This window comes from Amycolatopsis sp. QT-25 (genome assembly GCF_029369745.1).
In the GTDB taxonomy this organism is placed as follows: domain Bacteria; phylum Actinomycetota; class Actinomycetes; order Mycobacteriales; family Pseudonocardiaceae; genus Amycolatopsis.
The window spans coordinates 5496525-5509631 of the sequence record NZ_CP120210.1 but is presented as its reverse complement, the minus strand read 5'-3'; the positions used below and the strand labels follow the sequence as shown (position 1 = coordinate 5509631).

Sequence of the window (13107 nt, the reverse complement as noted above, 5' to 3'; positions counted from 1 at the left end):
GGGTTCGTCGTCGCGAATCCGGGCCTTCGGTGGGGGCCGGACCGCCGAGGCGGTCCGGCCCACCGATTCATCGGCGGTCGTACGAGTGGTGCTTGTGATTGTGGTGCTTGTGGTGCTTGTGGTTTCCGGACCAGTCGGTCGCGTCGGCCACGGCGCTCACCTCGTGGACGATCGCGCCGTCCTCGTCGGCGGCGGTGTACCACTTGTCGTAGCTCGTGTACTGCGGCACGGCGACGGCCTTCACGCCTTCGGACACCGCCCCGTCCGGCCCGGCGGCCAGATCGCTGGACTCGTACACGGCGTGGTTGTCGCTCGCGTGGCTGGCCACCTGCGACGACGTCGCACCGTCCTCGTCGGCGGTCTTGAGGGACGCGGTGTAGGCGACGTGCGCCGGACGGGTTTCCCGGTCCGGGCGGATCGTCGCGGGGCGATGCTTCGCGATCGACACCTCGTCAGCGGTGTGGGCCACCGGCCGCTTTCCGTGACCGTACGTCGGACGCCCCGGCTTGTCGTAGCCGGACCAGTCGTCCTCGTCCGTGTCGATGTCGGACTCTTCGTGGTGCATCACCACGGCACCCATCGGCCCGGCCAGCACGGCCTTCTCTTCGGACCACTGGTTCCCGTGGTGGTCGGCACTCCACGCGCTGTCGACCGTCCCGGCGCCGCCGATACCGGCGTAGGTCACGGAAGTAGCGGAACTGCCGATCGTGCCGGGGCCGTGGTCGGTGCCGGCCACCGCGACTCCGGAGAAGCCGAGAGTAAGTGGAACGGCCGCCGCCGCCGCGAGCGCCCACCGGCGCATTTCAGTCATGATTATTGTGATCCTTTCGAGCTGGGTTATACCTACGCGAACTGAGTCACGAGAATCGACTCGGGCAGGATGTCCGCCCGCTCAACGACATTACCCGGATCCGTGTCGAGGAAAAGACTCGTCGAGGCATGACACCCGTTCGGTACTACCGGAGCCGTGGTTTTCCAGGTCGGCGCAACCCCATTGCGGTACAACGCATCGCGGGCGAAAGGGCCGGACGGAGAATATGCGTGTTCCTATCGGGCGGTCCGGCGCGGAACGAGGACGTGATTGTCGCGACCGGAAACGGCGAACGCGGGCCTCGATTTCCCGAAGGGACGCCCCGGCGCGTGCCCGGCGGGCGGGTTCAGGTCAGCGCCGCATTTCGGTGCGAGTAGTCCACTCGGCATTGCCATGCTTAAGAGTGTGTTTCGAGATCGCGGCAAAGCGTCATTGATTACCCGGGTGATTCGCCGCCAAACAGCGCCGAAGAGTGAAAGCAGGATACGCGCTCGCCGGTTGTCGGCGGGGCACCATGCGCCAAGAAAGCGTGAACTTCCCACTGAACGGTGACGCCGGCTCCCTCGATCAGGTGTCCTGAACACGCGCTGTGTGCGCCGGTGCGGGACAGGCGTTCCGATGTTCACGCGAAACTTCCGTTTGTTTTGACGGCTGCGGTTTTCCGGGCACGGTGCGGAATTGCGTGGTGCGCACCGGCCGCGGTCTCCGCTGGCTAGATCCGGGACGTGAGTTCACCATTGACCGAAGTCGGCAGCAGGAATCCAAAGGAGTGCTACATGAGAAGCCAACTGACGCGAGCATTGACGATTTTCGTCGCCGCGGCATCGGTGACCTTGGCGGGTGCCGGTGTGGCGACGGCGGGCGGACCCGGCGGTAACGGTTCGTCCAGTACCACCAGCGCGGCGGCGGAGGTCCAGGCCAAACGCGACGCGTTGGTTTCGCGTGCGGACAGCGGAGACATCTCGGGTACGCAGGCGACGCTCGGGGAACTCGCTCCGGTGCTCAACGATCTGGCGCAAGGCAAGCGGTACACGATCCAAACGCAGGCGAAGGAATCCGCCGCCACTGCCGAGCAGGACAACGTCGAAGCGCGGAAGGGCGTCGACGAGCTGGCCGCGCAGGTCGAAGACCGTGCCGGACTGCCGCCGGTCTCGACTCTGCTCAACGCGCTGGTCCAGCGGTTGCTGGTCAGCCTGTCCTCACTGGTGAACGATCTCCTTGGCGGGCTGCCCGTGCCGGTCGGCTAGGCCGGCCGGGCCCCGGACGGGCGCCCGGTGAAGGCCCGGTGCGGAATTTCCTTCCGCACCGGGCCTTCGTCGTCGTCGTGCTTCGTTCCTTGTCCGGGCATGGAAAAGCCGCCGCGCGGAGGGGCATCCACGCGGCGGCTTTTCAGCGAGATCGCTCAGTTCCCCTGGGCGGTCCCGCCGTCTTCGATGCCGCCACCGGCGCAGTTGTCCGGGGTGGCGCCTTCGGCCTCGGTCGCGCCGGGGGACAGGACCGGAACGGCGATGCCTTCGGCGACGTCGCGGACCGGGACCTGGACACCGAGCACGTTGACGTTGTTGTCGCAGACGGCGCCGATGACGTTGGCGTTGTGGAGCACGTCCAGGTTCTGCACGTTGGCGAGCCCGATCTGGTCGTTGTGGTCGACCGGCTGCCCCGCGACGGTGATGCCCGCCGCGCCGGCGGATCCGCCGGCGAACGCCATCCCGGCGGCAAGAGCGGTGGCGACGAATCCGAGCTGCTTGATCACTGAAGAACTCTCCTAGGAATACCGCACCGGATACTCCGGTGGGCGAAAGTCACGGGCGGGCGGCACATCGTCCCGCTGTGCCCGCTGCTGTCGGTTATGGTGCGTTCGCGCCGGGTGGGGCCGGTCCACTCCTGGGCAGGAAGACCCGGCCCCACCCGTGCCGGCGTCGCTACGCGTCGCAACGTGCCCGGAACACGGATTCAGGCTGTGCAGCTCTCTCCGTGTTCCGGGCACGCCTCACGACATCGACGCGAATCGCCGGACCCCGCGCCTCGGTCGGCTTCCGCACACCCTTGCGGGCGACTTCGGCGGGAGACTCAGTTGTCCTGCGAGGTGCCACCGTCGGCGATGCCACCGGCGGCGCAGTTGTACGGGGACTCTCCGCTGGCCTCGTGCGCACCCGGCGACAGGATCGGCACACCGATGCCGTTGAGCGAATCGCGGATCGGCACCTGCACGCCGAGCACGTTCACGTCGTTGCCGCAGACGCCGAGCGCGGCGTTCACGTTGTGCAGCGCGTCGATGTTGTTCAGGTTGACCAGGCCGAGCTGGCCGCTGTGGTCGTAATCGTCGGGAGCGTCCGCGGAGGCGACACCCCCGCCGATGAAGGCGCCGGCGGCCATGGCGGCCGCGACGAAGCCGATCTTCTTCAACATGTGTTCTCCTTGGATTGACGAGTGCGTCGGAACGGACGGCATCGAGGGTGTACCCGTCCGGTGCTTGGGAAGGTACTGACGATCGCACGTGAATTCCACGACAGGCCCACCATCGTGTGGGTGCGCGAATCGCTGACCGCGCGTCGGGTGGCCCGATCGGGTTACGGTCAGTTCGTTGTCCGGCAACCGATCGATGTCTTCGTTCGCGGCAACGCTTGGGATAGCAGGAAACCCGGGCACGCCAAAAGGCCCTGCTCCGTCGATGAGGAGCAGGGCTGCGGGATCGCGGTCGGCTATTCGTAGAGCACGTAGGACGGTGCCGGGGTGAGGGCGAGGACTTCGGCCGGGGTCATCAGCGCGGCTCCGCGACGCGTGTCCTCGTCGAAGAAGAGTTTGAATCCCGACCGCACGTGGGCGGGTTTGCTGGGCATGAGCGTCTGCCACGTCGATTTCTTCGCCGCGGCCGAACCGATGCCGTCCACCACTTTCACCGGTGAGACACCGGCGTGGGGGAGCAGGAGTGCTTCGTCGCGGACCACGGAGGAGGTCACCTGGTGGTAGACCATGACCTTGGCCGGCAAGCGATGCGTGGTCGCCAGGTCGCCGAGATAGCGGGCCACCGTGTCCAGTTCGGCTCCGGTGGTACGGCCGAATTTCCGGCCAGGTACGGCACCCGGTTCGACCGCCCATTCCGGGTCGAGCGCGACTCCGACGTCGGGTTCTTTCAGCCAGCGTTCATAGGCGCGGACCTCGGGCAGGAAATCCGCGCGGCCGGGTTGGATGTCCAGCAGGAGCAAGCCTTTCAGGGCTCGTGCCGCGTCGAGGTACTGCTGCACGGTCTTGTCGGAGCACCGGCTGCGATACATCCCGTCCGAGCCCGCTGACCGGTGTGTCGTGGTGGCGATCAGTTCGACGACCGGGGTGACCGGCCGTCCCGGCGGGAAGGTCGCGATCTGTTCCCGGAGCAGGCGGCTCGCGGCCGTCAGGTCGCCCGTCATCCGGCCGAGCGCCTTGGCTCCGGGCGCGCCGCAGAAGCCGATCAGCAGGCTGTCGGCGAGGGGGTCGGCAGGGGGAGCCGCGACCGGTGGTTCCGCGGCCGCGGCGGGGGCGATCGCCGGCGCGACCGGCGACCCGCCCTGTTGGGTCGCGCCACAAGCACTCGCTGCGAGGCCCGCGAGCCCTACGGTCAAAACGAGACGACGACTGAGGTCGGGCATGCGGTCTCCTTGAGTGATGCGCACGTGGCAGAGGACCACGCTTTCGTTGGCGGCGAGGATAATTCCCCTTTTTCGATCTTCGGTAAACCCGATTTCCGGCGATCACCGGATCGTGATCGGGTGATTTCCGGCTTCGGCGTTTCTAGCTGGGAAAACGCCTTTTTCCGGCTTGGGCGAAAGCAAGTCGCACTCACCCGGCTCGGTGGAAATCCGCGACCGCGTCCGGCACCGGCCGCACACTGCTCGCATGTCTTTTCTTCGCCGGTTCGGCGCGGGCTTCGCGATTCTCCTCGTGGCGGCCTGCGGCGCTCCTACGCCCCCGGCCCCGGAGCGGCCGGAACCGAGTCTGGCGCTCGCGGCGCCCGCCCGGGTCACCGCGGAGTCCGCGCGGCGAACGGGTGCCGACGAACTGGGGCGGATCCCGGTCCTGATGTACCACCGTGTCGTCGCGAAACCGAAATCGGCCTACGACCGCACACCGGCCGAGTTCGCCGCGGAATTGGAACGCCTCGCCGCCGAGGACTACGTCCCCGTGACGACCGCGGATTTCGTGGCCGGAAAGCTCGACCTGCCCGCCGGCGCGCACCCGGTCGTGCTGACCTTCGACGACGGCGACCCGAGCGTGCTCACCCTGACGCCCGACGGAGAACCCGCCCCGGGAACCGCGATCCGGATCCTGCTGGACGTCGCGGCCGCACATCCCCGGTTCCGGCCGGTCGCGAGTCTGTACGTCAACGAGCGTCCCTTCGGCGGAGACGGGCGTGCGCTGCGCTGGCTCGCCGACCACCACTTCGAGATCGGCAACCACACGGCCCAGCACACGAACCTGCGCCGGGCCACGGAATCGGTGGCGACGACGGCCATCGCCGACGGCGACGCCCTGATCAGGCAGGCGCTCCCCGGCTATCGAGTCAGCACGCTCGCCTTGCCGTACGGCGCCCAGCCCCGGCGCGAAGAACTGGCGCTGCGGGGGGAGGGCTACTCCTATCGAGGCGTGCTGCTCGTGGGGGCCGGGCCGGCGCCTTCGCCTTGTTCTCCCGCCTTCGAACCGGCATCGATTCCCCGGATCCGGTCACAGGGGGCAGGTCCGGAAGCGGAGTACGGCTCCGCCCACTGGCTGGACGAACTCGGTTCCCCGGCAGGCCGCCGGTACACCTCGGACGGTGACCCGTCGACGGTGTCGTACCCGCGTTCCGCGGGCGAACCCGCATCCGCTTGCGCGAGCGTGAAACTTGCCTACTGAACCGCAGCACGTACGCCGTGACGGAACCCTCGTCGACTGGCTTCCGCAGCCTCGCAAGCCGTTCCCGCCGAAGATTCCGGTGGCACGCAAGCCTTTGTCGCCCCCGGACCGGCACCGGACGCAGCCGGATCGGCACCGGATGCAGCCGGACCGGCATCGGACGCCGGTGGACCGGACTTGGTGGCCGCTGATCGTCATCCTCGTCGCGCTGGTGCTTTCGATGGCCCTTTTCTTCGCACCGTTCGCCATCGACATTCCCGAAGCACCGGGCACCGTTCCGCCCCGGCCCTCACCCAGCCCTCAGACGACGACGGCGCGGCCGATCACCCACGTGCCGGAGTCCGCGGCGCTCCCGGAAGGCGATCCCGTCACTCCCGCCGGGTCGGGGACGTGGCGGGTGGTGGCCGGTGCGGGAGCTCTCCCGACCGGCACCGGTGCGCGGCTCTTGACCTACACCATCGAAATCGAGGACGGGATCGACCACCCGTCGTTCGCCGCGGAGGTCGAGTCGATCCTGGCGGACCCGCGAGGGTGGATCGGACTCGGCGACCTGTCCTTCCGGCGGGTCGACGGCGCGGACGCCTCACCGGACTTCCGCATCAGTCTCACCAGCCCCGGCACGAGCCGTCGCCCGGATCTCTGCGGGTTCGCCATCCCTTACGACTCGTCGTGTCACCTGACCGGCGAGCACCGGGTCATTGTCAATCTGGCCCGCTGGGTGCGCGGCGCGCACGCGTATCAGAACGATCTGCGGGGCTACCACCGCTACGCGATCAATCACGAGGTGGGCCACGCGCTCGGGCGGGGTCATGAGGGCTGTCCCGCGGACGGGGCGCCGGCTCCGGTGATGATGCAGCAGACCTTCGGCCTGTCCAACACCTATGTCGCGGAACTGAACCGCGCCGAATCGGGGGCGGCGGCGAAGGTCGGCCCGGACGGCGCGGTGTGCCGCCCCAACCCCTGGGTCACCGCTGTGCCGTGAAGGTCGCCGGGTACTTCGCGGTTTGCCCACCGCGTGACGGGGTATGGGCAGTCATGACGCGGAACACGGCGAGAGCGGTTTGGCAGGTGCGGTTCGTCGAGCCGTCCCGGTACCGGGTGGAGTACTGCTGCCGCGGTTCGGGCGCCGGGACGTTCGAGGTACTGCTGACACCGTGGTTGCGTGAGGCGGTGGACCTGCCGCCGGCGGCGGACGACGCCCTGGCGTTGTGCGCGGCCGGACTGGTCCTCGACTCGCTGCTCCCGGCCGAGATGCCGATACCGCGAGAGGTCGACCTCGAGACGCTGGCTCACGCCGATCCTTCCTTCGTCGACGGATTACGAGGGCGCCTGCGGTACGCGACCGACCGGGTGCTGGTTCCCGAATCGGCGTGACGAGGCCTGGCACGTTCACCATCGCCGCGAACCTCTTTCTCGGGCCGCCCGTGGCGCCATCCGCGACGCCCTGAGCCGCTGACTTCCGACGCGAGAGGAGAAAACATGTCCGAGAACGACCAGTCCTACGACGCTCCCCAGGACACCGGTCCGCCCGATCAGGTGGAAACCGATCCCGCGGCGCTGAACAGCGCCGAGGATCTCGACGAAGACCGCCTGCGCGTCGACCCGCTGGAAGAAGGGATGGACCCGCCCGAACACTGGAGCGGGGTGACGAAGTACGGCATGACCCCCTGGGAACAGGCGCATCCCGCCCCGCTCGAGCAGCGGCTGGCCGAAGAAAGGCCGGATGTCGACGAAACGGCGGAGGCCGCCGACCGCACGGCGGTCAAGCACTCGGACGACGTACGGCCGGACAGTCTCGACTACGTCGAAGAACCGGGTATCTCGGCGGACTTCCCCGGCGGTTCCATGCCCGACGAGATCCGTACCCCGTCGCCACCGGACTGATCGAGCCCGGCCTTCCGGTCCTGACACGGACCAGGGAGCCACCGGTGAATCGGTCATGAATCGGTTTGAGATCGCCCAGTCCGGGTACTCGCTGGACAAGCCGACCATCTGAAGGAGTTGAAGCCTCGTTATGGGCACGATCACCAAATCCGTCGATGTGCAAGCCGATGTGTCCGCTGTGTACAACCAGTGGACCCAGTTCACGGACTTCCCGCGGTTCATGGAGGGTGTCGACCGCATCGAGCAGCGCGACGAAACCCATACGCACTGGACCGTCACCATCGCCGGAATAACCAAGGAATTCGACGCCACCATCACCGAACAGCACCCCGACGAGCGGGTCGCGTGGAAGTCCGACACGGGCCCGAACCACGCGGGCGTCGTCACCGTGCACCGGATCGACGACTCCCACACCCGGGTCACCGTTCAGATGGACATCGACCCCGAGGGGTTCGTCGAGAACGTCGCCGACAAGCTCGGTGTCCTCGACCGCCGCGTGCAGGGAGACCTCGACCGGTTCAAGACCTTCCTGGAAAACCGGGACGGCAACGAGACCGGGGCGTGGCGCGGAGATGTCGACCGCCCTGCCCAGCACGGCGGCTGACCTTCGATTCCCGGTCCGGTCGAAAAGAACTCCGCCTGCCCATGCTGACTCGGTGCCGTCGGCGAGCGGGGTCCGTGACACCGCGATCGGCCTGGTGATGATGTTCGCCCCGGAGAGGCGGCCGCTGCGGTCGCTTCGAGTATCCGGGTCGCTTCGGACGCCGCCGACGCGGTGCTCTCCGGCTTGAGCCTGCCGGACAAGGCGGCGCGATTCGCCACCGGCTGGGCGGTGCTGTGGACCCGGTCCGGCGTGCGGCGATGACCGGCCGGAAACCTCGATCCGCCGCCGGGCGATTTCCTCGCCCGGCGGCGGACTGGTTTCGCCCGGTCCTGGTCTACTCGACGGTGAGGAGATCGTTCTCCTCGACGGCGGACAGGTCCAGGGTCTTGTAACCGATGTCGTCGAACAGGATCGTGACGCGGTCCGGTTCCACCGACATGACGGTGCCCCGGCCCCACTCGGAATGGTGGACGGTGCTGTTGGCGGCGTACTCGCCGTTCTCCCCGCTTTTCCGCTCGCCGGTGCCGAAGTCGCAGGTGTCGCAATTACCGCAGGGTTCGGCGAGTTGCTCCCCGAAATAACCGAGCAGATACCGGCGACGGCATTCCAGGGTCTCCGCGTAGCCGCGGATCATCTCGATCCGGGAGCGGACCAGCCGCTGGTGTCGTTCGGCGACCTCGACGGCCTGCTGGACCGCCTGCTCCGGCGGGAGATCGCGGTTGACGTACTCGATCCGCCCGTCCTCGGTGGTGCCGACGGCTCCGGTCTCCTCGAGCAGATTGACCGCTTTCGTGCGCCGGGCCGCCGAAGCGTCCACTGTGTCCTTCAAATCGGCAGACCGAACGGGGGAGTCGTGTTCGCCGAGGGTCTTCGCCACCTGGCCGAGGACCTCTTCCGGGGCTTTGGCGGCGGTGAGGAACTTCTGGAGGCCCAGATCCTGCGGCCGATAGAGCAGCGTGATCCTGGCGGGTTCGCCGTCGCGGCCGGCCCGGCCGATCTGCTGGTAGTAGGTGTCGAGCGAATCGGGGACCGACGCGTGCAGGACGAACCGCACGTCGGGTTTGTCGATGCCCATGCCGAACGCCGAGGTGGCGACCACGATGTCCACCTCGCCGGCGAGGAACCGTTCGTGGACCTGTTCGCGGCCGTGGGTCTTCATGCCGGCGTGGTAGGCCGCCGCGCGCGCACCCGCGCGCGCGAGTTCGTCGGCGAAGTACTCGGCGTCCTTCCGGCTGGCGACGTACACCAGGCCGGTTCCGTGCTCGGTCGTCAGCGACCGGGCCAGTGCGACCACCATGTGTCGTTTGTCTTCGTCGTCGCTGAACCGCTCCACCGACAAATGCAGGTTGGGCCGGTCGAACCCGGCGACCACCTCACGATGGTCTCGCAGGCCGAGCCGTTCGACGATGTCTTCGCGCACCGGCAGCGCGGCGGTGGCGGTGAGGGCCAGCACCGGCGGATGTCCGAGCCGCTCGATCACCGGCCCCAGGCGAAGATAATCGGGGCGGAAGTCATGGCCCCAAGCCGAGACGCAGTGCGCCTCGTCGACGACGATCAGGGAGATCTCCAGCTCGTTGAGCGTGCCGAGAACGTCTTCTTTGGACAGTTGCTCCGGCGAGAGGAACAAGTACCCCGCTTCGCCTTCCCGGACGGCCTTCCAAGCGTTCTTCCGTTCGCTCGCCCGCTGCGAGGAGTTCACCGCGACCGCGTCCGGCGCGTGGCTGTCCTCGATGCTCTCCCGCTGATCGTTCTGCAGGGCGATCAGCGGGGACACCACGAGCGTCACGCCGTCCAGCTTCATGGCGGGCACCTGGTAGATCGCGGACTTTCCCGCGCCGGTGGGCAGGACGACCAGCACGTCGCGACCCGCCACGATGTGCTCCATCGCCTCGAGTTGCTCGCCGGTGAGTTCCGGCCAGCCGAAGACCTCCGCGGCGATTCGCTGCAACTCTTCGCGTCTTTCCGTTGCCTTCACCAGCCGGTGATACCCCCGCATCCCGCGCGGAAACGGCGGTGTCGGCGAACGCGGAACTCGTTCTTGTTCGCGCCCGCAGGTGTGCGCCGTGCCGATCCGGGGTAGCCAGTCGGCGATCCATCCCGCTTGAGTGAAAGGGAACCGACGTGAGCTTGAACGATGACGACATCTCCACCACCTCGGACAAGGAAACCGAAGGACCGGCCGACTCCGGGGCGGGCCAGGGCACGCCCGGCCAGCACGACGGTGGTGCCGACGGTGGTGCCGAAGGCCCCGCCGACTCCGGTGCCGGCGAGGGAACTCCCGGCCAGCACGACGGCGGAGCCGACGGCGGCGCGGACAGTGGAGCGAGCTGATCCGAGCGAGCCGAAGACCGGTACCGGGCAAGGCGGCGAAAGCCTCCCGGTACCGGCCGCCGGCCGCGGTCCCGAAGGGGTCTTGACCCGATTGGTCGGACCCGACCTCGAGGAGTTCTCCGTCCGGCATTGGGGCCGTGCGCCGTTGTTGCGGCGGACGGGCGGCCGGTTCGGTGATCTGCTCGACCTCGACGGAGTCGACGAAATACTCTCCCGCCGCGGACTGCGTACGCCGTTCCTCCGGATGGCCCGCGACGGGTCGGTGGTCGACTCCCGGTCGTTCACCGACGGCGGTGGGGTCGGTGCCGAAATCGGCGACCAGGTCCGCGACGACCGGGTCGCCGCGCTCTTCGCCGAAGGCAGCACGATCGTGCTCCAGGCGCTGCACCGCACCTGGCCGGGCATCATCGACTTCACCACGCGGCTGACCGGCGAACTCGGCCACCCCGCGCAGGCCAACGCCTACGTCACCCCGCCGTCGTCGCAGGGCTTTTCGGCACACTACGACGTGCACGACGTCTTCGTGCTTCAGCTTGCCGGTCGCAAGCGGTGGAACGTGCACGCGCCCGTCCACCCGGCACCACTGCGCGACCAGCCCTGGAGCGGGCACGCCGGCGCCGTCGCCGCGCGGGTCCGTGACGACGCCCCGGTCATCGACGAAGTCCTCGAACCGGGTGATGTGCTGTACCTGCCGCGCGGCTGGCTCCACTCGGCGACGGCGCTCGGTGACGTTTCCGCGCATCTGACCGTCGGCGTCCACGTGATCACCACCTACGCCTTGGTGGAAGCGCTCACCGCGCTCTCCGGTTCCGACGAGCGGCTGCGCGCGTCCCTTCCGCTGGGAATCGACGTGGCGGATCCGGAGCAGCTCGAAGGCCATCTCAAGTCCGTTCGAGAGGATCTGATCGACGCCCTGCGGGCAGTGCCCGGCGAAGAGGTCGCCCGGCACGTTCGCGACAGGGCGTGGAAGGGTAACCGGCCGGAACCGCTGGCACCGGTCGCCGCCGCCCGGTTCGCGCTGAAGCTCGGCGACGGGGATCTGGTGCGGCGCCGCGAGGGCCTGCGTTTCCGGATCGGGGACGCGACGGACGGCCGGATCGCGCTCGAACTCCCGGATCGCCGCCTCTCGCTGCCGTCCTCCACCTCGGCGGCCTTGACGGCGTTGCTGGACGGACGAACGTGGCGCGTGGGGAAGATCCCGGGCCTGGACCCGGCCGATCAGCTCGTGCTCGTGCGCCGCCTGCTCCGGGAAGGCGTGCTGATGGCCGCGACCGCATGACCGTGACACCGGCGGGCCGGTGCGCGGACCTGGCCGAAGCCGCGGGCGACCCCGGTGAAGGCACGGCGCCCCCCGCGGGGCACTGGCTCCTGATCGAGCATCCGGGACCGTGGGGGCGGCTCGCGCTCAAGGAGTCCGGAATCGACCCGGCCGCGGTCGCCTCGATGAGCGCCTGGGCGCGGCGGGTCGACGGCCGGATCGCTTTGATACGCCGGGTCTCCCGGCGCACCGAAGCGCGGGAACGGCCCTATCGCTGGTTCCGGATCGACGCGCGGCCCGGCCGCGAAGAGATCCGCGCCGGGGAATTCACCGGCACCGCCGAACTCTCCCTCGCCACCTCCGCGCGGGGGCGCCGATGGCCGGAACCCCTCGCGCTCGTGTGCGTGCACGGCAGGCACGACACGTGCTGCGCGGTGCGCGGTCGTTCCCTCGCGGCCGCGCTCGCCGCGGACTTCCCGGAGGCCACCTGGGAATGCAGTCACCTCGGCGGCTGCCGCTTTGCTCCCTCGATGGTGTTGCTGCCGCACGGTTTCACCTTCGGCGGTCTTCGCCCTGGCGACGTGAGCGGCGTCGTCCGGGAGTACCTGCGCGGCACGCTCGACACGAAGTACCTTCGCGGCCGGTCCTCGTTCGCGCCCCTGGTCCAAGCGGCTCACCATCACGCACGCGCCGCCACCGGCGCCACCGGGATCGACGATCTCCGGCTGGTCGAGGACGTACGCGAGAGCGATTCCGACTGGCGCGTGGAGTTCACCGGCCCCGACTGCACGGTGTACCTGCGCGAACGACACGTCCCGGCGAACCGCCGGCTCACCTGTGCTTCCGAACCGGTGAGCCGGATCAGGACGTTCGAGTTGCTGGGTCTGCGGTACTAGATACCGTCCTGCTGGCCGGACCCCCGCCTGCACATATCCGGCGCTATCGGGCTGTTCGGGGTTACCGTCGTTCCCCGCCGCCGGACGAGCGGGTTCCGCCCGGCTCGGACGCCGGGAGCCGGTGACGGCGCGGACGACGGGCGACCGTGGTGGCGCCGAGATCGTTGCCGCGTCGCGGAACGGCTTCACGCCGCGCTGACCGACGACGGCCCGACGCCGTTCGCGAAGACGTCCGGATCGAAGGGAACGCAGCGCTGCTGCGCCATTTCCACCGACGACCCCGCCGCGCCCTCGGCCTACGCGAAGAAGCTCGCGCGACGCCTGGCACGCGAGACCCCGGACGAGGTGACCGCGGTGATGGCCAAGGCCCGGCGGACCGTCTCCACCCCGGTCACCGGGCACGAAGTCCGCTCCTGCCGTCGTCCGGCACAACCGGTGTTCACCGCGGACGGAT

Annotated in this window: 14 protein-coding genes and 1 pseudogene; 10 read left to right on the top strand and 5 right to left on the bottom strand. The window is 68.8% G+C overall.

Going from position 1 to position 13107, the window contains the following annotated elements; genetic code table 11:
* Positions 1–67: 67 nt before the first annotated feature.
* Positions 68–811: a hypothetical protein gene (locus P3102_RS25435; RefSeq protein ID WP_276362356.1), complete on the bottom strand. Its 744-nt coding sequence runs from the start codon at positions 809–811 to the stop codon at positions 68–70.
* Between the two features lie 776 nt (positions 812–1587).
* On the opposite strand from P3102_RS25435, the gene P3102_RS25430 reads away from it, so the two are divergent.
* The gene (locus tag P3102_RS25430; protein ID WP_276362355.1) at positions 1588–2058 is read left to right on the top strand and encodes a hypothetical protein; all 471 of its coding nucleotides are present in this window, start codon (positions 1588–1590) and stop codon (positions 2056–2058) included.
* Positions 2059–2213: 155 nt separating this feature from the next.
* Here the strand turns inward: P3102_RS25430 and P3102_RS25425 are convergent, their stop codons facing one another.
* The 3 genes from P3102_RS25425 to P3102_RS25415 form a co-directional block, all read right to left on the bottom strand.
* Positions 2214–2564, bottom strand: a complete 351-nt coding sequence (locus P3102_RS25425) for a hypothetical protein (protein WP_276362354.1) — start codon at positions 2562–2564, stop codon at positions 2214–2216.
* A 317-nt stretch (positions 2565–2881) separates the two neighbouring features.
* Positions 2882–3220: a hypothetical protein gene (locus P3102_RS25420; RefSeq protein ID WP_276362352.1), complete on the bottom strand. Its 339-nt coding sequence runs from the start codon at positions 3218–3220 to the stop codon at positions 2882–2884.
* Positions 3221–3513: 293 nt separating this feature from the next.
* Positions 3514–4437: a hypothetical protein gene (locus P3102_RS25415; protein WP_276362351.1), complete on the bottom strand. Its 924-nt coding sequence runs from the start codon at positions 4435–4437 to the stop codon at positions 3514–3516.
* Positions 4438–4684: 247 nt separating this feature from the next.
* On the opposite strand from P3102_RS25415, the gene P3102_RS25410 reads away from it, so the two are divergent.
* The 5 genes from P3102_RS25410 to P3102_RS25390 all read left to right on the top strand — a co-directional run bounded on the left by P3102_RS25410 (position 4685) and on the right by P3102_RS25390 (position 8168).
* Complete coding sequence (locus tag P3102_RS25410) at positions 4685–5680, top strand: polysaccharide deacetylase family protein (RefSeq protein WP_276362349.1); 996 nt, start codon at positions 4685–4687, stop codon at positions 5678–5680.
* 79 nt (positions 5681–5759) lie between these two features.
* A complete protein-coding gene (locus tag P3102_RS25405; RefSeq protein ID WP_276362348.1) occupies positions 5760–6662 on the top strand; it encodes a DUF3152 domain-containing protein in 903 nt (300 codons plus the stop codon).
* Between the two features lie 53 nt (positions 6663–6715).
* Positions 6716–7054 carry a hypothetical protein gene (locus tag P3102_RS25400; protein ID WP_276362346.1) on the top strand — a complete coding sequence of 113 codons (339 nt, stop codon included), beginning with the start codon at positions 6716–6718 and terminating at the stop codon, positions 7052–7054.
* Positions 7055–7159: 105 nt separating this feature from the next.
* Positions 7160–7564: a hypothetical protein gene (locus P3102_RS25395; RefSeq protein WP_276362345.1), complete on the top strand. Its 405-nt coding sequence runs from the start codon at positions 7160–7162 to the stop codon at positions 7562–7564.
* A gap of 130 nt (positions 7565–7694) precedes the next feature.
* On the top strand, positions 7695–8168 hold the full coding sequence (locus P3102_RS25390) for an SRPBCC family protein (protein ID WP_276362343.1): 474 nt from the start codon (positions 7695–7697) through the stop codon (positions 8166–8168).
* A gap of 334 nt (positions 8169–8502) precedes the next feature.
* Here the strand turns inward: P3102_RS25390 and P3102_RS25385 are convergent, their stop codons facing one another.
* On the bottom strand, positions 8503–10164 hold the full coding sequence (locus P3102_RS25385) for a RecQ family ATP-dependent DNA helicase (RefSeq protein WP_276362341.1): 1662 nt from the start codon (positions 10162–10164) through the stop codon (positions 8503–8505).
* Positions 10165–10289: 125 nt separating this feature from the next.
* Here P3102_RS25385 and P3102_RS25380 point away from each other — a divergent pair, with 125 nt between their 5' ends.
* The 4 genes and pseudogenes from P3102_RS25380 to P3102_RS37850 form a co-directional block, all read left to right on the top strand.
* Positions 10290–10499: a hypothetical protein gene (locus P3102_RS25380; protein WP_276362339.1), complete on the top strand. Its 210-nt coding sequence runs from the start codon at positions 10290–10292 to the stop codon at positions 10497–10499.
* 82 nt (positions 10500–10581) lie between these two features.
* Positions 10582–11778, top strand: a complete 1197-nt coding sequence (locus P3102_RS25375) for a cupin domain-containing protein (RefSeq protein WP_276362338.1) — start codon at positions 10582–10584, stop codon at positions 11776–11778.
* Positions 11775–12653: a sucrase ferredoxin gene (locus tag P3102_RS25370; protein WP_276362336.1), complete on the top strand. Its 879-nt coding sequence runs from the start codon at positions 11775–11777 to the stop codon at positions 12651–12653. The genes P3102_RS25375 and P3102_RS25370 overlap by 4 nt, the downstream gene beginning before the upstream one ends.
* A 159-nt stretch (positions 12654–12812) precedes the next feature.
* A pseudogene (locus P3102_RS37850) lies at positions 12813–13103 on the top strand (DNA ligase D); the annotation flags it as partial.
* Positions 13104–13107 lie beyond the last annotated feature (4 nt).

Coding starts and splice junctions, on each gene's coding strand:
- P3102_RS25435 (WP_276362356.1), bottom strand. CDS start 811: ATGACTGAAATGCGCCGGTGGGCGCTCGCGGCGGCGGCGGCCGTTCCA.
- P3102_RS25430 (WP_276362355.1), top strand. CDS start 1,588: ATGAGAAGCCAACTGACGCGAGCATTGACGATTTTCGTCGCCGCGGCA.
- P3102_RS25420 (WP_276362352.1), bottom strand. CDS start 3,220: ATGTTGAAGAAGATCGGCTTCGTCGCGGCCGCCATGGCCGCCGGCGCC.
- P3102_RS25415 (WP_276362351.1), bottom strand. CDS start 4,437: ATGCCCGACCTCAGTCGTCGTCTCGTTTTGACCGTAGGGCTCGCGGGC.
- P3102_RS25410 (WP_276362349.1), top strand. CDS start 4,685: ATGTCTTTTCTTCGCCGGTTCGGCGCGGGCTTCGCGATTCTCCTCGTG.
- P3102_RS25400 (WP_276362346.1), top strand. CDS start 6,716: ATGACGCGGAACACGGCGAGAGCGGTTTGGCAGGTGCGGTTCGTCGAG.
- P3102_RS25395 (WP_276362345.1), top strand. CDS start 7,160: ATGTCCGAGAACGACCAGTCCTACGACGCTCCCCAGGACACCGGTCCG.
- P3102_RS25390 (WP_276362343.1), top strand. CDS start 7,695: ATGGGCACGATCACCAAATCCGTCGATGTGCAAGCCGATGTGTCCGCT.
- P3102_RS25385 (WP_276362341.1), bottom strand. CDS start 10,164: ATGCGGGGGTATCACCGGCTGGTGAAGGCAACGGAAAGACGCGAAGAG.
- P3102_RS25370 (WP_276362336.1), top strand. CDS start 11,775: ATGACCGTGACACCGGCGGGCCGGTGCGCGGACCTGGCCGAAGCCGCG.